Consider the following 18,924-nt stretch of genomic DNA (forward strand, 5'->3'; position numbering starts at 1 on the left):
CCCCGCTCAAGGGGCTGTGGCCGGGCTCAGCGGGCGGCCTTCAGCGCATCGGCAATCGCCTGGTTGGCCGCCGCGGCGCCGTAGAGCAGCGCGCGCGCCGTGGCCGGGCCGTCGAGCTCGAGCAGGGTGTCCAGGCGCGGCGGGTCGCCCGGCGCCACGCCCAGCTTGCGGCCCAGCGCCAGCAGGGCTGCCAGCGCATCGGCCGGGGCGCGGCCGGCCTCGGCTTCGGCCGGCACCAGACGGCCGAACTCGGGTGCCAGCACCAGCGCCTCGGCCAGGTTCACCAGTGCCAGCTGGCCATGGGCCAGCACCAGGGCGGCCTGCGGCGCGGGCACCACCTCCATCAGCGGTGACAGCGCCGGCGCGCTGCCGGCAAAGCCCGAGCGGCGCGCCATGCCGCCGTCAAGCCCGCCCAGGTTCACCGCAATGGCCAGTGACAGGCCCTCGATGCCCTGGGCCGCGAAGGCCAGGCGCGCGGCCAGATTGCCCGGGTTCAGGCCACCCGGCACACGCGGCACGATGCCCATGCCGCTGGGGGCCAGCACCAGGTAGCGGCGCAGCGTGTCGCCGCTGCGCGCGCTCACGATCACCGGTGCCGCGGCCGTGCTGGCCGGGGCATCGGCCTCGTACACCGCGCGGCCCTGGCCCAGCAGCGTGGCCGCGGCCTCGGGCTGCACGCCGGCGGCCGCCAGGCGGGCCTGCAGATCGGCCCAGGCGCGGTCGGTCAGGGCCTGCAGCGCGGCCAGGTCGGGGTGGGCGCGCAGGGCCAGCTGCAGCGCGGGGCTGTCCACCGGGCGGCCCAGGGCCAGCGCGGCCTCGGGCGCGGCGGGCTGCTCGCTGCCCACCTCCACCAGCAGCTGGTACTCGGCGATGTAGAAACGCTTGCCCTGGAGCTGCAAAGCGCCGCTGGTGCGCGGCGAGGGCATGGCCAGCCCCACCGGGCGCTGCAGCGCGGCAGCAATGGTGTCGAGGCTCAGGGGCTGCAGAACCCTGGCCGGCGCCTTGGGCGGGGCCGGGCCGTCGGCCGGGCCCTGCGCGTGCGCTGCCGGCGCGGCCAGCCCCACCAGCAGCGCGGCGCAGTTGAGGGCGCTGGCCACGGCCGCGGGCCGGGCACTGGCCGGTGGGCAGAACCGGCGAACCAGCGAGCGGATCAAGGCGACAGCCGACATCGCTGCCGATGCTACGTCAGCCCCTGGGCTACAGTGCCGCGCGTTGCGGGCCATCGCCGTGATCGCCCCCGCCCCGGCCGCCGCGCGTCTTGCGTGCAGGCCCTCCACCCTTGTTGCCGCCCCTGCCCATGTTCGCTCCCCTGCAAGCCGCCATCGTCGACCTGGATGGCACCCTGGTCGACACCGTGGGCGATTTCGAGCTGGCGCTCAACCGCATGCTCGACGAGCTGGGCCTGCCGCAGGTGCCGCGGGCCTTCATCGAGCGCACCGTGGGCAAGGGCAGCGAGCACCTGATCCGCAGCACGCTGCTGGCCGTGGGCGCCGATGCCGAGGCGCTGGCCGACCGCGCCTGGCCGCTCTACCAGCGCCACTACCTGGCCATCAACGGCCAGGCCTCGCGGGTCTATCCCGGTGCGCTGGAGGGCCTGCAGCGCCTGGCCGCTGCCGGCCTGCCGCTGGCCTGCCTGACCAACAAGCCGGGCGCCTTTGCGCGGCCGCTGCTGGCGGCCAAGGGCCTGGATGGCTTTTTCAGCCAGGTGTTCGGGGGCGATGCCTTTGCCCGCAAGAAGCCCGACCCGCTGCCGCTGCTGGAAACCTGCCGCGCGCTGGGCAGCGTGCCGGCGCGCACGCTGATGATCGGCGACTCGAGCAACGACGCCCAGGCCGCGCGCGCGGCCGGCTGCCCGGTGGTGCTGGTGGACTATGGCTACAACCATGGCCAGCCGGTGCAGGCCAGCGCACCCGATGCGGTGATCTCGCGCCTCGACGCGCTGCGCTGGCCGCTGTGAGCGCGCGCCGGGCGCGGGTGAAAGGCTCTCAGCCTGTCAGTTCAACGGGCTGGCGGTGGCGGGCTGGCGGCCCAGCAGCGCGTCCTTGAGCAGGTGGTCGGCGGGCGACTTGCCCAGCCAGATGCGCAGCAGGCCGTTGAAGAACTCGGGCTCGGGGATCGGCTCGTTCATCGCCTTGCCGTTGACCCGCACCACGGTGCCGCTGGCGGGGGTCCAGTCGACGCTGAACTGGTCGCCGGTGACCAGCTTCTTCTTGGCCGCAAAGATTTCGGCCAGCCGGATGGTGCCGGGAATGCTGCGCGAAAACTCCTCGCGCGGCGCGTTGTCCTGCATGCCGCGGGTGAACAGGCGGCCGAGCTCGTTGGCGTCGATGTCGCGCAGCATCACCACGTGGATGCGCTTGGGCCCGCCCTGGGCCAGCACGGCCTCGGGGCTGCCGGCCTTGGCGCCGAGGTACAGCCCGGCGGTGTAGACCTTGAACATGGCCTTGTAGCGCACGCCGGCCCCGTTGAGCTGCAGCACGCTGCCGCCCAGGCTGACCTGCGGCTCGTAGCGCACACCGGCCGTGTCAGGCTGCGCACGGGCCGTGATCGGCAGCAGCAGGCCGGCCACGATGCCGGCCGCGGCGAGTCCCGTCGTCAGCAGGCGCATGGCGATGGGGTGAACAGGACGGGGCAACACAACACTCCTATGCAGGCACGGCGGCGTGATCGCGCACGCCGCCCGCGATGGTACTTGTGGTTACCAGGCGGCCTGTGAATCTAGCGTATTCGATAAATATGACACAGGCCCCGAACATGGGGTGGCTGGCCGCCGCGCCGCCGCCCCGTGGCGGGGCCGCCATCGGCAAAGGCCGTCACCGGTGGGTCATCGGCGGGTCAAATGGCCGCTGCTACACTCGTTGCCATGTTCATTGCGCGCACTCAGACCAAAGGGTCGGCCGACCGGGGGGCTTGGCCCTGGCGACGCTCGTCCGCCTTCGTCTGACGCGCCTGCCGGCCGGCGTCTGCAGCACCTGCGGTGCCTGACAGCCCCCGCGCCCCACGGCCCGCCCCCTTGCCTGTTGTCGCAGCCGCTGCACGCGCGCCGCGATCTGCCCCAAACCCTTGCCATGCCGCAGCCGGTGCCTCGATGTGCGCCCGCGGCTGGCGCGCCGGAGGCCTGTTGTCGTGATCACTGAACTTGAATTCCAGAGCCTGGCCGCGCAAGGCTACAACCGCATTCCGCTGTTGACCGAGGCCTTTGCCGACCTGGAAACCCCGCTGTCGCTCTACCTCAAGCTGGCTGGCGGTGCCAAGCACAGCTTCCTGCTCGAATCGGTGGTGGGCGGCGAGCGCTTCGGCCGCTACAGCTTCATCGGCCTGCCCGCACGCACGCTGCTGCGCGCCACCGGCTTTGCCACCGAGGTGGTCACCGACGACCAGGTGGTCGAGCGCCACGAGGGCAATCCGCTCGATTTCATCGCCGCCTACCAGCAGCGCTTCAAGGTGGCGCTGCGCCCGGGCCTGCCGCGTTTTTGCGGCGGCCTGGCCGGCTATTTCGGCTATGACGCGGTGCGCTTCATGGAGCCCAAGCTGGCCAAGGTGCGCAAGGCCGACGGCCTGGACACGCCCGACATCCAGCTGCTGCAGACCGAGGAGCTGGCGGTCATCGACAACCTGTCGGGCCGGCTGTACCTGATCGTCTACGCCGACCCCGGCCAGCCCGAGGCCTACTTCAAGGCCAAGCGCCGCCTGGCCGAACTGGCCGACAAGCTGCGCTACTCGGTCACCGCGCCGCAGGTCAGGCGCGGTGCCAGCCACAGCGTCGAATACGAGCTGTCGCAGCCCGAATACGAGCGCATGGTCGAGCGCACCAAGGACTACATCGCCGCCGGCGACTGCATGCAGGTGGTGATCGGCCAGCGCCTGAAAAAGCGCTACACCGAAAGCCCGCTGAGCCTGTACCGCGCACTGCGCTCGCTGAACCCGAGCCCGTACATGTACTACTACGACATGGGCAGCTTCCAGATCGTGGGCGCCAGCCCCGAGATCCTGGTGCGCGAGGAGGCCACGCCCGAGGGCCAGAAGGTCACCATCCGCCCGCTGGCCGGCACACGCCCGCGCGGTGCCACGCCCGAGCGCGACGCCGCGCTGGCGGCCGAGCTGCAGGCCGATCCCAAGGAGCGGGCCGAGCACCTGATGCTGATCGACCTGGCGCGCAATGACATCGGCCGCATCGCCAAGACCGGCACGGTGAAGGTGACCGAGGCCTTCGAGATCGAGCGCTACTCGCATGTGATGCACATCGTCAGCAACGTCGAAGGCCTGCTGAAGGACGGCATGAGCAACATGGATGTGCTCAAGGCCACCTTCCCGGCCGGCACGCTGAGCGGCGCGCCCAAGATCCGCGCCATGGAGATCATCGACGAGCTGGAGCCCGTCAAGCGCGGCATCTACGGCGGCGCCTGTGGCTACCTCAGCTTTGCCGGCGACATGGACGTGGCCATCGCCATCCGCACCGGCATCGTGCAGAACAACACCCTGTACGTGCAGGCCGCGGCCGGCGTGGTGGCCGATTCGGTGCCGGCGATGGAGTGGAAGGAAACCGAGCACAAGGCGCGCGCCCTGCTGCGCGCCGCCGAGCTGGTGGAAGAAGGCTTCTGAGGACGAAGGAGAACGACCATGCTGTTGATGATCGACAACTACGATTCCTTCACCTTCAACCTGGTGCAGTACTTCGGTGAGCTGGGCCAGGACGTGCGCGTGATCCGCAACGACGAGATCACGGTGGACGAGATCGGTGCGCTCAAGCCGCAGTACCTGGTGCTCTCGCCTGGCCCCTGCTCGCCGGCCGAGGCCGGCGTGTGCGTGCCGGCCATCCAGGCCTACATCGGCAAGCTGCCCATCCTGGGGGTGTGCCTGGGCCACCAGAGCATCGGGGCGGCGCTCGGCGGCAACATCGTACGCGCCAAGACCCAGATGCACGGCAAGGCCGATGTGCTGAGCACCGACCAGCAGGGCGTCTACCTGGGCCTGCCCAGGCAGTTCAACGTGATCCGCTACCACTCGCTGGTGATCGAGCAGGCCAGCTGCCCGAAGGAGCTGGTGGTCACGGCCACCAGCCAGGACGGCGAGATCATGGGCGTGCGCCACCGCGACCTGGCCGCCACCGATCAGCCGCTGGAAGGGGTGCAGTTCCACCCCGAGAGCATCCTGTCGGAGCACGGCCACGCGATGCTGCGCAACTTCCTCAACTTGGGCCGAGGCGCCTGATGAGCGGCGTGGCCTACGGATCCGGTATCGGCACCCGTGCCGCCGGCCCGGTGGTTGATCTGCGCAGCGACACGGTGACGCGGCCCACCGCGGCGATGCGTGCGGCCATGGCCGCCGCCGAGGTGGGCGACGACGTGTTCGACGACGACCCCACGGTGCATGCGCTGCAGGCCCGCATCGCCGCGCTGCTGGGCAAGGAGGCCGCGCTGTTCATGCCCAGCGGCACGGCCAGCAACCTGTGCGCGCTGCTCACCCATGGCACGCGCGGCGACGAGTACATCGTCGGCCAGCTGGCGCATTGCTACCGCTACGAGGGCGGCGGCGGCGCAGTGCTGGGCGGGCTGCAGCCGCAGCCGCTGGCGATGCGCCCCGACGGCACGATGGACCTGGCCGACATCGCCGCGGCCATCAAGCCCGACGACCTGCACTTCGCCCGCAGTCGCCTGCTGTGCCTGGAGAACACCTGGAACGGCAACGTGCTGCCCGCCACCTATGTGGCCGAGGCCACCGCGCTGGCCCATGGCCGCGGCCTGGCCACGCACCTGGACGGCGCGCGCCTGTTCAACGCCGCCGTGGCCTCGGGCGCAGTGCCGGCCGCACTGGCGCACGGCTTCGACACGGTCAGCGTGTGCTTCAGCAAGGGCCTGGGCGCGCCGGTGGGTTCGGCCCTGGTCGGCCCGGCGGAGTTCATCACCCGTGCGCGGCGCTGGCGCAAGGTCACCGGCGGCGGCCTGCGCCAGGTGGGCCTGCTGGCCGCCGCGGCGCTGCATGCGCTGGACCACCATGTGGCGCGTCTGGCCGACGACCATGCCCGGGCCCGTCGCCTGGCAGACGGCCTGAGCGGCCTGCCGGGCCTGAGCGTGACGCCGCCGCAGACCAACATCGTCTTCGCCAGCCTGCACGGCGTGGCCGAGGGCCGCGGTGCGGCGCTGCTGGCCCACCTGGCCACGCGCGGCGTGCTGGCCACCGGCCTGATCGGCCTGCGCTTCGTCACCCACCTCGATGTCGACGATGCCGGCATCGACCGCGCCGTTGCCGCGGTGCGCGAATTTCTGCTGTCCTGACCCCCTGAACCGCTGCCAGGAGATCCGCCATGCCGATCACCAACACCGAAGCCCTGACCCGCGTCATCGAGCACCGCGAGATCTTCCACGACGAGATGCTGGCGCTGATGCGCCGCATCATGCAGGGCGAGATGTCGCCGGTGATGATCGCGGCCTTTGCCATCGGTCTGCGCGTCAAGAAGGAAACGGTGGGCGAGATCGCCGCCGCCGCCCAGGTGATGCGCGAGTTCGCCACGCCGGTGGCGGTGGCCGACCGCACGCACCTGGTCGACATCGTCGGCACCGGCGGCGACGGCTCGCACACCTTCAACATCTCCACCGCGTCCACCTTCGTGGCGGCCGCGGCCGGCGCGCGCGTGGCCAAGCACGGCGGGCGCAGCGTGTCGTCCACCTCGGGCTCGGCCGACGTGATCGAGGCCCTGGGCGCACGCATCGACCTGAAGCCCGAGCAGGTGGCCGCGTGCATCGCCGAGACCGGCATCGGCTTCATGTTCGCGCCCAACCACCATGCGTCGATGAAGCATGCCGCGCCGGTGCGCAAGGAGCTGGGCGTGCGCACCCTGTTCAACATCCTGGGCCCGCTGACCAACCCGGCCGGCGCGCCCAACACGCTGCTGGGCGTGTTCCACCCCGATCTGGTGGGCATCCTGGTGCGCGTGCTGCAGCGCCTGGGCGCCGAGCATGCGCTGGTGGTCTACGGCATGAACGGCATGGACGAGGTCTCGCTGTCGGGCGAGACCCTGGTGGGCGAGCTCAAGAACGGCGAGGTGCGCGAGTACGTCGTGCACCCCAGCGACTTCGGCCTGCCGGTCTACGACAGCCGTGTGCTGCGCGTGGCCAACCGCGACGAATCGGTGCAGTGCATCCAGCGCGCGCTGGCCAACGAGGACGGCCCGGTGCGCGACATCGTGCTGCTCAACGCCGGTGCGGCGCTGTATGCGGCCGGCGTGGCCGCCAGCGTGGCCGAAGGCGTCAAGCGTGCCCGCGAGGCCGTGGCCTCGGGCGCGGCAGTGGCCCGGCTGAACCAGTTTGTCGCCGCCACGCAGCGCCTGGGCGCTGCCTGACCGTCCAGAGGAACTCGCCATGTCCGACATCCTGAACAAGATCGTCGAGGTCAAGTGGACCGAGGTGGCCGCTGCGCGCGCCGCCGAATCCGAGGCCGCGCTGCGCATCCGCGCCGACGAGGTCAACCGACTCAACCCGCCACGCGGTTTTGCCGCGGCGCTGCAGGCCAAGGTGGCCGCCGGCCTGCCGGCCGTGATTGCCGAGGCCAAGAAGGCCAGCCCCAGCAAGGGCGTGATCCGCGCCGATTTCCGCCCCGCCGACATCGCCGCCAGCTACCAGCGCGGCGGCGCGGCCTGCCTCAGCGTGCTGACCGACCGGCCGTTCTTCCAGGGCTGCACCGAATACCTGCAGCAGGCGCGCGCCGCCTGCACGCTGCCGGTGATCCGCAAGGACTTCCTCGTCGACCCCTACCAGGTGCTGGAAGCGCGGGCAATGGGTGCCGACGCCATCCTGCTGATCGCCGCATGCCTGGCCGATGCGCAGATGGCCGAGCTGGAAGCTTGCGCTGTCGAGCTGGGCCTGGATGTGCTGGTGGAGGTGCACGACAGCGACGAGCTCGAGCGCGCGCTGCGCCTGAAGACGCCGCTGGTCGGCATCAACAACCGCAATCTGCGCACCTTTGACGTGTCGCTCGACACCACGCTGGGCCTGCTGCCGCGCGTGCCTGCCGACCGCCTGCTGGTCACCGAATCGGGCATCGTGGGCCCGGCCGATGTGCGCCGCATGCGCGAGGCCAACGTGCACGCCTTTCTGGTGGGCGAGGCCTTCATGCGCGCCGACGACCCGGGTGCCGAGCTGGCCCGGCTGTTCGCGTGAGGCGCGGCTCGGCAGCGCCGGTCGACATGGCCGCGCCAGCGGCAACCCGCGCAGTGGCCGGATCGGCGCAGGCCAGCCTGTTTGACGCGCCGGCCGGCGCCGCCCCGGCGCCTCCGCCAGCCGCCAGCAACCGCCTGGCCGAGCCGATCGATGCCGTGCTGGCGCATGCCGCCACCAGGCTGGGCGACTGGGCGCCCTTGATCGCGGCCTGGGCGGCATCGGCCGAAGGCCAGGCGCTGCGCCGCTTCATTGCCGGCCGCCAGGCCGCCGGAGCCACGATCTACCCGGCCGACGTGTTCCACGCCCTGCGCCTGACCCCCCGCGCCGCGGTGCGTGTGGTGATCCTGGGTCAGGACCCTTACCACGGCCCCGGGCAGGCCGAGGGCCTGGCCTTTTCGGTGCCCGCCGGCCAGCGCATCCCGCCCAGCCTGCGCAACATCGATGTCGAGCTGCAGCGCGATCTGGGCCTGCTGCCGCCGGCGCACGGCCAGCTGTCCTGCTGGGCGCGCCAGGGCGTGCTGCTGCTCAACACCACCCTCACCGTCGAGGACGGCCAGCCGGCCAGCCACGCCCGGCAGGGCTGGGAGGCGCTGACCGACGCGCTGATCCGCGCCACCGCCGCCGACGCGGGCGACAAGGCCTACCTGTTGTGGGGCGCACATGCGCAGGCCAAGCGGGCCTTGATCGACGCGGCCGGTGCCGGCCGGCACCGCGTGCTGTGCGCCAACCACCCCTCGCCCTTGTCGGCGCGCCGCCCGCCCGTGCCCTTCATCGGCTGCGGGCATTTCGCGGCGGCCCAGGCCTTCGCGGCTGAGCGCCATGCCGACCTGCCGCGGCTGGACTGGCGGCGCTGAACGGCCGCGGGGCTTCAGAACGCCAGCCCAGCCGGCAGTCATTGTTGTGTCATGGAAACTCTGCTATAGTCCTCAGTTCTTCGCCGCGGAGGGGTGCCCGAGTGGCTAAAGGGGGCAGACTGTAAATCTGTTGGCTTACGCCTACGCTGGTTCGAATCCAGCCTCCTCCACCAAGCGAAGAAAAAATTGTTGGGCCTTGATGCGCGGCACGCGAGTGCATCGGGGTATGGCAAGGCGGGAGTAGTTCAATGGTAGAACCTTGGCCTTCCAAGCTAATGACACGGGTTCGATTCCCGTTTCCCGCTCCAGCGTGCGGATGGTTCTTTGAAGTCGGTACCGGATTGCGCCTTGTCGGGTTCAATCCTGTGTCGACTGCCCATGTGGCTCAGTGGTAGAGCACTCCCTTGGTAAGGGAGAGGTCGCGGGTCCGATTCCCGCCATGGGCACCACCTATCATTCTCTTCATTTACCTGTTTGATCGCGAGGAGCGCGCAACATGGCAAAGGGCAAGTTCGAACGTACCAAGCCGCACGTGAACGTGGGCACGATTGGACACGTTGACCACGGCAAGACGACGCTGACGGCGGCGATCACGACGATTCTGGCCAAGAAGTTCGGCGGCGAGGCCAAGGCCTACGACCAGATCGACGCAGCGCCCGAAGAGAAGGCGCGCGGCATCACGATCAACACCGCGCACGTCGAGTACGAGACGGCCAACCGCCACTACGCGCACGTGGACTGCCCGGGCCACGCCGACTACGTGAAGAACATGATCACGGGTGCGGCGCAGATGGACGGCGCGATCCTGGTGTGCTCGGCCGCTGACGGCCCGATGCCCCAGACCCGCGAGCACATCCTGCTGGCGCGTCAGGTGGGCGTGCCCTACATCATCGTCTTCCTGAACAAGTGCGACATGGTCGACGACGCCGAGCTGCTCGAGCTGGTCGAAATGGAAGTGCGCGAGCTGCTCAGCAAGTACGACTTCCCGGGCGACGACACCCCGATCGTCAAGGGCTCGGCCAAGCTGGCCATCGAAGGCGACACCGGTGATCTGGGCGAGCAGGCGATCTTCCGTCTGGCCGATGCACTCGACAGCTACATCCCGACGCCCGAGCGCGCCGTGGACGGTGCGTTCCTGATGCCGGTGGAAGACGTGTTCTCGATCTCGGGCCGCGGCACGGTGGTGACCGGTCGCGTCGAGCGCGGCATCGTCAAGGTCGGCGAAGAAATCGAGATCGTGGGCATCCGTGCCACGGTCAAGACCACCTGCACCGGCGTGGAAATGTTCCGCAAGCTGCTCGATCAGGGCCAGGCTGGCGACAACGTGGGCATCCTGCTGCGCGGCACCAAGCGTGAAGACGTCGAGCGCGGCCAGGTGCTGTGCAAGCCGGGTTCGGTCAAGCCGCACACCCACTTCACCGCCGAGATCTACGTGCTCAGCAAGGAAGAGGGCGGCCGCCACACCCCGTTCTTCAACAACTACCGTCCCCAGTTCTACTTCCGCACGACGGACGTGACCGGCGCGGTGGAGCTGCCGAAGGACAAGGAAATGGTGATGCCCGGCGACAACGTGAGCATCACGGTCAAGCTGATCGCCCCGATCGCGATGGAAGAAGGCCTGCGCTTCGCCATCCGTGAAGGCGGCCGCACCGTCGGCGCCGGCGTCGTCGCCAAGATCATCGAGTAAGAGGTTCGTCCGCAGGGGTGTAGCTCAATTGGTAGAGCGCCGGTTTCCAAAACCGAAGGTCGGGGGTTCGATTCCCTCCGCCCCTGCCACCCGCCTGAAGACCTGATCGTCGCCAAAGGCACGCTGCACCAGCGGCACCCTTTCGATACCGCCCTGAACGGCGCAGCCCGCAGGCCCAAACAGGCCGGCGGGCTTTGCTGCTGATGGATACGTCGCACTGCCGCGCTGCCCGCTGGGCCGATGCAGGTGCTGCGAGCAAGAAGCACATGGCCACCAACACTCCGATCGAAACTGTTTCCACCGGCGCCGACAAGGCCAAGCTGGCCGCCGCGGGTGTGCTGGTTGTGGCGGCTGTGGTGGCCTACTACCTGCTGGGCAAGCAGGATCTGTGGCTGCGCGTGCTGGCGCTGCTGGTGCTGCTGGCTGGCGCCGTGGCCACCTTCTTCGCGGCCGAGACCGGCAAGCAGCTGATCGCCTTCGGTCGCGATTCGGTCAAGGAGACCAAGAAGGTCGTCTGGCCAGCGCGCAAGGAGGCCATGCAGATGACGGGTTACGTGTTTGCGTTCGTGTTTGCGATGGCGATCTTCCTGTTCGCCACCGACAAGACGATCGAGTGGGTGCTGTACGACCTGATCCTGGGCTGGAAGCGCTGAAGAGGTTGCCGAGCAATGAGTGAACTGACGCCCCAGGCCGAATCGGCCGAGACCCCCGCTGCCCCGGTCAACCCGATGCGCTGGTATGTGGTGCATGCCTACTCGGGCATGGAGAAGGCCGTCGAGCGCAACATCCGCGAGCGCATCGAGCGCGCGGGCATGCACGACAAGTTCGGTCGCATCCTGGTTCCCACTGAAGAAGTGGTTGAGCTGAAGAACGGCAAGAAGTCGGTCACCGAGCGGCGCTTCTTCCCCGGTTACGTGCTGGTCGAGATGCTGATGGACGACGAGTCCTGGCACCTGGTCAAACACACCAGCAAGGTCACCGGCTTCGTGGGCGGTGCCAAGAACAAGCCGGCACCGATCTCGGAATCCGAGGTCATGAAGATCGTCAACCAGATGCAGGAAGGTCTGGAGAAGCCGCGGCCCAAGGTCGAGTGGCAGGTCGGCGAGCTGGTGCGGGTCAAGGAAGGCCCGTTCACCGACTTCAATGGCGCGGTCGAAGAAGTCAACTACGAGAAGTCCAAGGTGCGGGTGTCGGTCACGATCTTCGGTCGTGCCACGCCGGTCGAACTCGACTTCGCGCAGGTCGAGAAGGTCTGATTCTCACGGGGCTGATGGCGTGGCGCGACCCGGCGCCGCCAGCCCGGCAAAGCAACAGGGTCGCATCGACGAGGAGCCGGGCCCGCGTGTCCGGCGTTTGAACTCGATAGGAGCCATTCATGGCAAAAAAGATCGTCGGCTTCATCAAGCTGCAAGTGCCGGCGGGCAAGGCCAATCCTTCGCCCCCGATCGGTCCCGCGCTGGGTCAGCGTGGTCTGAACATCATGGAGTTCTGCAAGGCGTTCAACGCCCAGACCCAGGGCGTTGAGCCGGGTCTGAAGCTGCCCGTGGTGATCACTGCCTACGCGGACAAGTCCTTCACCTTCGTGCTGAAGTCGCCCCCGGCGACCGTGCTGCTGAAGAAGGCCGCCAAGATCGAGAAGGGTTCCGGTCGCGCGCACCTGGACAAGGTGGGCAAGATCAACCGCGCCCAGCTCGAGGAAATCGCCAAGGTGAAGGTCAAGGACTTGACCGCCGCCGACATGGATGCCGCCGTGCGCACGATCGCCGGCTCGGCCCGCTCGATGGGCCTGATCGTGGAAGGGGTCTGACATGGCCAAGCTCACCAAGCGTCAAAAGACGACGGCCGGCAAGGTCGACAGCCTCAAGCTCTACACCTTCGATGACGCCATGGCGCTCATCCGCGAATGTGCCGTCGCCAAGTTCGACGAGTCCATCGACGTCGCCGTCCAGCTGGGCGTGGACGCCAAGAAGTCGGACCAGGTGGTGCGTGGCGCCGTCGTGATGCCCAACGGCACCGGCAAGACCAAGCGCGTGGCCGTGTTCGCCCAAGGTGCCAAGGCTGAAGAAGCCAAGGCCGCTGGCGCCGACATCGTCGGCATGGACGACCTGGCTGCCGACATCAAGGCCGGCAACATGAACTTCGACATCGTGATCGCCTCGCCGGACACGATGCGCATCGTCGGTACCCTGGGCCAGATCCTGGGTCCGCGCGGCCTGATGCCGAACCCCAAGGTCGGCACCGTGACGCCCGATGTGGCCACCGCGGTGAAGAACGCCAAGGCCGGCCAGGTGCAGTACCGCGTCGACAAGGCCGGCATCATCCACGGCACGATCGGTCGCCGCTCGTTCGACAACGACAAGCTCAAGGGCAACCTGGCTGCGCTGCTGGACGCACTGACCAAGTCGAAGCCGGCCACCAGCAAGGGCGTGTACCTGCGCAAGCTGGCCGTGTCGTCGACCATGGGCGTCGGCGTGCGCGTCGACCTGCAGACGGTCGCCGCCAGCTAAGGCGAGCTGAATCTGGCCGGCGCGAAGGTCTTGCGCGCCGGCTGAACAAGATTGGTGGGCCGCCCGGGGCAGCAATGCCGTGGGCGGGCCATCCAAGACCGCTGGTGCAGCCGACTGCGGCTGCCTAATCGCCGGGCACATGTCCCGCGCGGCCAGCGCAGATGGCGGTCCCGCCTGAAGGAATTGGGTCTTGGCCATGCCCCCGGGCAAGGTGAAGGTCGGATGCCGGAAGGTTTGGTCGCTGCAACCCGGGTGCGCCGGGGGTGGGTCGAATCAAGCCCTGCCACCGGTGCGTTTTAGTGAGGAGCAGACCTTTGAGTCTCAATCGCAACGAGAAAGCGGCCGTGGTCGCGGACGTGTCGGCCCAGGCCGCCAAGTCCCAGACGCTCGCGCTGGCCGAGTACCGTGGCCTCACCGTCGAACACCTGAACAAGCTGCGCGTCGAAGCGCGTGCCAAGGGTGTGTATCTTCACGTGCTGAAGAACACCCTGGCCCGTCGCGCCGTCGCCGGCACCCCGTTCGAGGTGGCCGCGGAGACCATGGCCGGTCCCCTGATCTACGGTTTTTCCGCTGATCCGGTGGCCGCGGCGAAAGTCATCGCCGACTTTGCCAAGGGCAACGACAAGCTGATCATCAAGGGCGGCGCGTACGCCGGCAAGGCACTGGACGTCAACGGGCTCAAGTCCCTGGCTTCCATCCCGAGCCGCGAAGTGCTGATCGCCCAGGTGGCCGGCCTGTTGAAGTCGCCGATTCAGCGCATGGCCGGCGTCATCGCCGCTGTCGCCGAGCAGAAGGGTGGCGGCGCCGAAGCGCCGGCAGCCGAAGCTCCGGCCGCCTGAATCGCGCCACACCGCTACTGAACCTACCCAATTTTTTCCGACTGAAGGAAGACCAAAATGGCATTCGACAAAGACGCTTTCCTGGCCGCGATGGACAGCATGACCGTCATGGAACTCAATGACCTGGTGAAGGCCATTGAAGAGAAGTTCGGCGTGTCCGCCGCTGCGATGGCCGCCCCGGCCGCCGGCGGTGGCGGTGGCGCTGCTGCTGCCGTGGAAGAGAAGACCGAATTCAACGTCGTGCTGCTCGAAGCCGGCGCCCAGAAGGTTTCGGTCATCAAGGCCGTGCGCGAACTGACGGGCCTGGGCCTGAAGGAAGCCAAGGACCTGGTGGACGGCGCTCCGAAGAACGTCAAGGAAGCCGTGCCGAAGGCCGACGCCGAAGCCGCTGTGAAGAAGCTGGTGGAAGCCGGCGCCAAGGCCGAAGTGAAGTAATCACGGCCCATCCGTCGACAGGCTGGCCCCGGGGCAACCCGGGCCGGCTTTTCGCGCTTTCCGGGTTTTCCCCGGAGAGCACCTGGAAACGCCGGGCAGGTTATCCTGCAAGGCTTTTCCAAGTGTTCTCTGATCCGACTGCAGAGAACCGGTTTGGTCGGGCTCCGGTGCAATGCCGGGGTTGTCCGCCAGCGGCTGGTAGTGGCCAGCCACCAAGCTTTCGGGCCGTCGCAATCGTCGCGACGCCACCCCGCGAGAGCCAGTCGCCGACGTGACGCACACCTTCGGCCCCGGTGTGCGTCGTCGACACGGAGTTTCCATGGCGCAAGCAACCCCCTACAGCTACACCGAACGCAAGCGTATCCGCAAGAGCTTCGGCAAGCGCGTGAGCGTGCTCAAGGTTCCCTATCTGCTGACCATGCAGCGCGAGGCGTATGTCGCCTTCCTGCAAAAGGATCTGCCGCCGCAAAAGCGTCGGCCCGAAGGCCTGCAGGCCGCGTTCCTGTCGGCGTTTCCGATCGTGTCGCACAACGGCATGGTCGAGATGAAGTTCATCGAATACAACATTGCCAAGCCGCCGTTCGACGTGCGCGAGTGCCAGCAGCGTGGTCTCACGTTTGCGGCCGCCGTGCGCGCCAAGCTGCAGATGATCATCTATGACCGTGAGGCCTCGCCGGCCAAGGTGGTCAAGGAGATCAAGGAGCAGGAGGTCTACATGGGCGAGGTGCCCCTGATGACCGACTACGGCTCGTTCATCGTGAACGGCACCGAGCGCGTGATCGTGTCGCAGCTGCACCGCTCGCCGGGCGTGTTCTTCGAGCACGACAAGGGCAAGACGCACTCCAGCGGCAAGCTGCTGTTCAGCGCCCGCATCATTCCCTACCGTGGCTCGTGGCTCGACTTCGAGTTCGACCCGAAGGACGTGCTGTACTTCCGCGTCGACCGCCGCCGCAAGATGCCGGTGACGATCCTGCTCAAGGCCATCGGCATGAAGCCGGAGCAGATCCTCGCCCACTTCTTCGACTTCGACACCTTCCGCCTGATGGACGCGGGTGCGCAGATGGAGTTCGTGGCCGAGCGCCTGAAGGGCGAAGTGGCGCGCTTTGACCTCACCGACAAGGAAGGCAAGGTCATCGTCGAGAAGGACAAGCGCATCACCGCGCGCCATGTCAAGCAGCTCGAGGCCAACGGCACGCAGTTCATCTCGGTGCCCGAAGACTTCCTGGTGGGCCGCATCATTGCCCGCAACATGGTCGACGGCGACACCGGCGAGATCATTGCCAAGGCCAATGACGAGCTGACCGAAGCGCTGATGAAGAAGCTGCGCGCGGCCGGCATCAAGGACCTGCAGTGCCTGTTCACCAATGAACTGGACCAGGGCGCCTACATCAGCCAGACGCTGGCCTCGGACGAGACCGCCGACGAGCTGGCCGCCCGCGTGGCCATCTACCGCATGATGCGCCCCGGCGAGCCGCCGACCGAAGACGCCGTGCAGGCCCTGTTCGGCCGCCTGTTCTACAACGCCGACACGTACGACCTGTCGCGCGTGGGCCGCATGAAGTTCAACGCCCGTGTGGGCCGCGATGCGCCCGAAGGCCCGATGACCCTCAGCAACGAGGACATCCTCGACGTGGTGAAGATCCTCGTCGAGTTGCGCAATGGCCGCGGCGAGGTCGACGACATCGACCACCTGGGCAACCGCCGCGTGCGCTGCGTGGGCGAACTGGCCGAGAACCAGTACCGCTCGGGCCTCGCCCGCATCGAGAAGGCCGTCAAGGAGCGTCTGGGCCAGGCCGAGACCGACGCGCTGATGCCGCATGACCTGATCAACTCCAAGCCGATCTCCGCGGCGCTGAAGGAGTTCTTCGGTGCCTCGCAGCTGTCGCAGTTCATGGACCAGACCAACCCGCTGTCCGAGATCACGCACAAGCGTCGTGTCTCGGCCCTGGGCCCGGGCGGTCTGACCCGCGAGCGTGCCGGCTTCGAGGTGCGCGACGTGCACCCCACCCACTACGGCCGCGTGTGCCCGATCGAGACGCCGGAAGGCCCGAACATCGGCCTGATCAACTCGCTGTCGCTGTATGCGCGCCTGAACGAGTACGGCTTCCTCGAGACGCCGTACCGCCGCGTGGGCGACGGCCGCGTGACCGACCAGATCGACTACCTGTCGGCCATCGAGGAAGGCAAGTACGTCATCGCCCAGGCCAACGCCTCGCTCAGCGAGGATGGCGCGCTGACCGACGAGCTGGTCTCGGCGCGTGAGCACGGCGAATCGGTGCTGACCTCGCCCGAGCGCATCCAGTACATGGACGTGGCACCGGCGCAGATCGTGTCGGTGGCCGCCTCGCTGGTGCCCTTCCTGGAGCACGACGATGCGAACCGCGCGCTGATGGGCGCCAACATGCAGCGTCAGGCCGTGCCGACCCTGCGCCCCGAAAAGGCGCTGGTGGGCACCGGCGTCGAGCGCGTGGCCGCGGTCGACTCGGGCACCGTGGTCACCGCCCGCCGTGGCGGCATCGTGGACTACGTCGACACCAACCGCATCGTGATCCGCGTGAACGACGCTGAAACGATGGCTGGCGAAGTCGGCGTCGACATCTACAACCTGATCAAGTACCAGCGTTCGAACCAGAACACCAACATCCACCAGCGCGCCATCGTGCGCCGCGGTGATGTGGTGGGCTCTGGCGACGTGGTGGCCGACGGTGCCTCGACCGACCTGGGTGAGCTGGCCCTGGGCCAGAACATGCTGGTCGCGTTCATGCCCTGGAACGGCTACAACTTCGAAGACTCGATCCTGATCAGCGAACGCGTCGTGGCCGAAGACCGCTACACCTCGATCCACATCGAGGAGCTGGTGGTGATGGCCCGCGACACCAAGCTGGGCTCGGAAGAAATCACCCGCGACATCCCGAACCTGAGCGAGCAGCAACTGGCCCGCCTGGACGAATCGGGCATCGTCTACATCGGCGCCGAGGTCAACCCCGGCGACGTGCTGGTGGGCAAGGTCACGCCCAAGGGCGAGACCACGCTGACGCCGGAAGAAAAGCTGCTGCGCGCCATCTTCGGCGAGAAGGCCAGCGACGTGAAGGACACCTCGCTGCGCGTCGACCAGGGCACGCAGGGCACGGTCATCGACGTGCAGGTGTTCACCCGCGAAGGCATCCAGCGCGACAAGCGCGCCCAGCAGATCATCGACGATGAACTCAAGCGCTTCCGCCTCGACCTGAACGACCAGCTGCGCATCGTCGAGGCCGACGCCTTCGACCGGATCGAGAAGCTGCTGGTGGGCAAGACCGCCAACGGCGGCCCGCAGAAGATCGCCAAGGGCACCGTCATCACCAAGGACTACCTCTCGTCGGTCGAGAAGTTCCACTGGTTCGACGTGCGCCCGGCCGATGACGACGTGGCCAACCAGCTCGAGAGCATCAAGAACTCGCTCGAGCAGACCCGCCACAACTTCGACCTGGCCTTCGAAGAGAAGCGCAAGAAGCTCACCCAGGGCGACGAGCTGCCCGCGGGCGTGCTGAAGATGGTGAAGGTGTACCTGGCCGTCAAGCGCCGCCTGCAGCCTGGCGACAAGATGGCCGGCCGCCACGGCAACAAGGGTGTGGTGTCGAAGATCGTGCCGGTCGAGGACATGCCCTACATGGCCGACGGCACGCCTTGCGACATCGTGCTCAACCCGCTGGGCGTGCCCTCACGGATGAACGTGGGTCAGGTGCTCGAGGTCCATCTGGGCTGGGCCGGCAAGGGCATCGGCCAGCGCATCGGCGACATGCTGCAGCAGCAGGCCCGCGTGGCCGAGCTGCGCAAGTTCTTCGACCAGCTCTACAACCAGTCGGGCGGCAAGACCGAAAGCCTGGACGAGCTGTCGGACGACGAGGTGCTGGAGATGGCCGCCAACCTGTCCAAGGGCGTGCCGTTTGCCACGCCGGTGTTCGATGGCGCCAAGGAAGAAGAGATCCGCGCCATGCTGCACCTGGCGTACCCCGAGGACATCGCCGCGCGCAAGGGCCTGACGCCCACGCGCACCCAGGCCTACCTGAGCGATGGCCGCACCGGCGAGCGCTTCGAGCGCGCGGTCACCGTGGGCTACATGCACGTGCTCAAGCTGCACCACCTGGTCGACGACAAGATGCACGCCCGTTCCACCGGCCCGTACAGCCTGGTCACCCAGCAGCCGCTGGGCGGCAAGGCGCAGTTCGGCGGCCAGCGCTTCGGCGAAATGGAAGTCTGGGCGCTGGAAGCCTACGGCGCCGCCTACGTGCTGCAGGAAATGCTGACCGTGAAGTCCGACGACGTGAATGGCCGTACCAAGGTCTACGAGAACATCGTCAAGGGCGAGCACGCCATCGTGGCCGGCATGCCGGAATCCTTCAATGTGCTGGTGAAGGAAATCCGCTCGCTGGGCATCGACATGGAACTCGAGCGCAACTGATCGGC

The 18,924-nt window shown here is 68.1% G+C and carries 17 protein-coding genes and 4 tRNA genes; 19 read left to right on the forward strand and 2 right to left on the reverse strand.

Annotated features, from left to right (window positions below):
* Positions 1–26 precede the first annotated feature (26 nt).
* A complete protein-coding gene (locus N4G63_RS02915; RefSeq protein WP_260788853.1) occupies positions 27–1,169 on the reverse strand; it encodes a hypothetical protein in 1,143 nt (380 codons plus the stop codon).
* A 128-nt stretch (positions 1,170–1,297) separates the two neighbouring features.
* Between N4G63_RS02915 and gph the strand changes: the two genes are divergently transcribed.
* Positions 1,298–1,957, forward strand: coding sequence for a phosphoglycolate phosphatase (gph, locus tag N4G63_RS02920; protein WP_260788852.1), 660 nt, complete (start codon positions 1,298–1,300; stop codon positions 1,955–1,957).
* Between the two features lie 36 nt (positions 1,958–1,993).
* Here the strand turns inward: gph and N4G63_RS02925 are convergent, their stop codons facing one another.
* Positions 1,994–2,608 carry a chalcone isomerase family protein gene (locus tag N4G63_RS02925; protein WP_443112034.1) on the reverse strand — a complete coding sequence of 205 codons (615 nt, stop codon included), beginning with the start codon at positions 2,606–2,608 and terminating at the stop codon, positions 1,994–1,996.
* Between the two features lie 518 nt (positions 2,609–3,126).
* On the opposite strand from N4G63_RS02925, the gene trpE reads away from it, so the two are divergent.
* The 18 genes from trpE (at position 3,127) to rpoB (ending at position 18,919) form a co-directional block, all read left to right on the forward strand.
* Positions 3,127–4,602 (forward strand): anthranilate synthase component I, encoded by a 1,476-nt coding sequence (trpE, locus tag N4G63_RS02930; RefSeq protein ID WP_260788850.1) that lies wholly within the window; start codon positions 3,127–3,129, stop codon positions 4,600–4,602.
* Between the two features lie 18 nt (positions 4,603–4,620).
* On the forward strand, positions 4,621–5,211 hold the full coding sequence (locus N4G63_RS02935; protein WP_260788849.1) for an aminodeoxychorismate/anthranilate synthase component II: 591 nt from the start codon (positions 4,621–4,623) through the stop codon (positions 5,209–5,211).
* Positions 5,211–6,275 carry a low-specificity L-threonine aldolase gene (gene ltaE / locus N4G63_RS02940; RefSeq protein WP_260788848.1) on the forward strand — a complete coding sequence of 355 codons (1,065 nt, stop codon included), beginning with the start codon at positions 5,211–5,213 and terminating at the stop codon, positions 6,273–6,275. The genes N4G63_RS02935 and ltaE overlap by 1 nt, the downstream gene beginning before the upstream one ends.
* Before the next feature lie 29 nt (positions 6,276–6,304).
* Complete coding sequence (trpD, locus tag N4G63_RS02945) at positions 6,305–7,339, forward strand: anthranilate phosphoribosyltransferase (RefSeq protein ID WP_260788847.1); 1,035 nt, start codon at positions 6,305–6,307, stop codon at positions 7,337–7,339.
* A gap of 19 nt (positions 7,340–7,358) precedes the next feature.
* Positions 7,359–8,156 carry an indole-3-glycerol phosphate synthase TrpC gene (gene trpC, locus N4G63_RS02950; protein ID WP_260788846.1) on the forward strand — a complete coding sequence of 266 codons (798 nt, stop codon included), beginning with the start codon at positions 7,359–7,361 and terminating at the stop codon, positions 8,154–8,156.
* A 53-nt stretch (positions 8,157–8,209) separates the two neighbouring features.
* The gene (locus N4G63_RS02955) at positions 8,210–9,010 is read left to right on the forward strand and encodes a uracil-DNA glycosylase (RefSeq protein ID WP_260788845.1); all 801 of its coding nucleotides are present in this window, start codon (positions 8,210–8,212) and stop codon (positions 9,008–9,010) included.
* Positions 9,011–9,097: 87 nt separating this feature from the next.
* Positions 9,098–9,183: transfer RNA gene (locus N4G63_RS02960), tRNA-Tyr, on the forward strand.
* Between the two features lie 61 nt (positions 9,184–9,244).
* Positions 9,245–9,318 (forward strand) — tRNA-Gly (locus N4G63_RS02965).
* Between the two features lie 66 nt (positions 9,319–9,384).
* Positions 9,385–9,459: transfer RNA gene (locus N4G63_RS02970), tRNA-Thr, on the forward strand.
* A 47-nt stretch (positions 9,460–9,506) separates the two neighbouring features.
* Positions 9,507–10,697 carry an elongation factor Tu gene (gene tuf, locus N4G63_RS02975; protein ID WP_260788834.1) on the forward strand — a complete coding sequence of 397 codons (1,191 nt, stop codon included), beginning with the start codon at positions 9,507–9,509 and terminating at the stop codon, positions 10,695–10,697.
* 13 nt (positions 10,698–10,710) lie between these two features.
* Positions 10,711–10,786 (forward strand) — tRNA-Trp (locus N4G63_RS02980).
* A gap of 177 nt (positions 10,787–10,963) precedes the next feature.
* Positions 10,964–11,350 carry a preprotein translocase subunit SecE gene (gene secE, locus N4G63_RS02985; RefSeq protein ID WP_260788844.1) on the forward strand — a complete coding sequence of 129 codons (387 nt, stop codon included), beginning with the start codon at positions 10,964–10,966 and terminating at the stop codon, positions 11,348–11,350.
* Between the two features lie 15 nt (positions 11,351–11,365).
* Positions 11,366–11,953 carry a transcription termination/antitermination protein NusG gene (nusG, locus tag N4G63_RS02990; protein ID WP_260788843.1) on the forward strand — a complete coding sequence of 196 codons (588 nt, stop codon included), beginning with the start codon at positions 11,366–11,368 and terminating at the stop codon, positions 11,951–11,953.
* A gap of 119 nt (positions 11,954–12,072) precedes the next feature.
* On the forward strand, positions 12,073–12,504 hold the full coding sequence (gene rplK / locus N4G63_RS02995) for a 50S ribosomal protein L11 (protein ID WP_260788842.1): 432 nt from the start codon (positions 12,073–12,075) through the stop codon (positions 12,502–12,504).
* 1 nt (position 12,505) lies between these two features.
* Positions 12,506–13,204: a 50S ribosomal protein L1 gene (gene rplA, locus N4G63_RS03000; RefSeq protein WP_260788841.1), complete on the forward strand. Its 699-nt coding sequence runs from the start codon at positions 12,506–12,508 to the stop codon at positions 13,202–13,204.
* 314 nt (positions 13,205–13,518) lie between these two features.
* Positions 13,519–14,043 carry a 50S ribosomal protein L10 gene (gene rplJ / locus N4G63_RS03005; protein WP_260788840.1) on the forward strand — a complete coding sequence of 175 codons (525 nt, stop codon included), beginning with the start codon at positions 13,519–13,521 and terminating at the stop codon, positions 14,041–14,043.
* A 57-nt stretch (positions 14,044–14,100) separates the two neighbouring features.
* Positions 14,101–14,478 (forward strand): 50S ribosomal protein L7/L12, encoded by a 378-nt coding sequence (rplL, locus tag N4G63_RS03010; protein ID WP_260788839.1) that lies wholly within the window; start codon positions 14,101–14,103, stop codon positions 14,476–14,478.
* Between the two features lie 319 nt (positions 14,479–14,797).
* Positions 14,798–18,919, forward strand: a complete 4,122-nt coding sequence (rpoB, locus tag N4G63_RS03015) for a DNA-directed RNA polymerase subunit beta (RefSeq protein ID WP_260788838.1) — start codon at positions 14,798–14,800, stop codon at positions 18,917–18,919.
* The last annotated feature ends 5 nt before the right edge of the window (positions 18,920–18,924 follow it).

Source organism: Aquabacterium sp. OR-4 (genome assembly GCF_025290835.2).
Classification (GTDB): Bacteria; Pseudomonadota; Gammaproteobacteria; order Burkholderiales; family Burkholderiaceae_C; genus Pseudaquabacterium.

Bases quoted from the DNA above. Each gene is read 5' to 3' on its own strand.
- N4G63_RS02925 (WP_443112034.1), bottom strand. From the start codon at position 2,608: ATGCGCCTGCTGACGACGGGACTCGCCGCGGCCGGCATCGTGGCCGGC.
- N4G63_RS02935 (WP_260788849.1), top strand. From the start codon at position 4,621: ATGCTGTTGATGATCGACAACTACGATTCCTTCACCTTCAACCTGGTG.
- rplA (WP_260788841.1), top strand. From the start codon at position 12,506: ATGGCCAAGCTCACCAAGCGTCAAAAGACGACGGCCGGCAAGGTCGAC.
- rplL (WP_260788839.1), top strand. From the start codon at position 14,101: ATGGCATTCGACAAAGACGCTTTCCTGGCCGCGATGGACAGCATGACC.
- rpoB (WP_260788838.1), top strand. From the start codon at position 14,798: ATGGCGCAAGCAACCCCCTACAGCTACACCGAACGCAAGCGTATCCGC.
- trpC (WP_260788846.1), top strand. From the start codon at position 7,359: ATGTCCGACATCCTGAACAAGATCGTCGAGGTCAAGTGGACCGAGGTG.
- rplK (WP_260788842.1), top strand. From the start codon at position 12,073: ATGGCAAAAAAGATCGTCGGCTTCATCAAGCTGCAAGTGCCGGCGGGC.
- ltaE (WP_260788848.1), top strand. From the start codon at position 5,211: ATGAGCGGCGTGGCCTACGGATCCGGTATCGGCACCCGTGCCGCCGGC.
- secE (WP_260788844.1), top strand. From the start codon at position 10,964: ATGGCCACCAACACTCCGATCGAAACTGTTTCCACCGGCGCCGACAAG.
- nusG (WP_260788843.1), top strand. From the start codon at position 11,366: ATGAGTGAACTGACGCCCCAGGCCGAATCGGCCGAGACCCCCGCTGCC.
- trpD (WP_260788847.1), top strand. From the start codon at position 6,305: ATGCCGATCACCAACACCGAAGCCCTGACCCGCGTCATCGAGCACCGC.
- gph (WP_260788852.1), top strand. From the start codon at position 1,298: ATGTTCGCTCCCCTGCAAGCCGCCATCGTCGACCTGGATGGCACCCTG.
- N4G63_RS02915 (WP_260788853.1), bottom strand. From the start codon at position 1,169: ATGTCGGCTGTCGCCTTGATCCGCTCGCTGGTTCGCCGGTTCTGCCCA.
- tuf (WP_260788834.1), top strand. From the start codon at position 9,507: ATGGCAAAGGGCAAGTTCGAACGTACCAAGCCGCACGTGAACGTGGGC.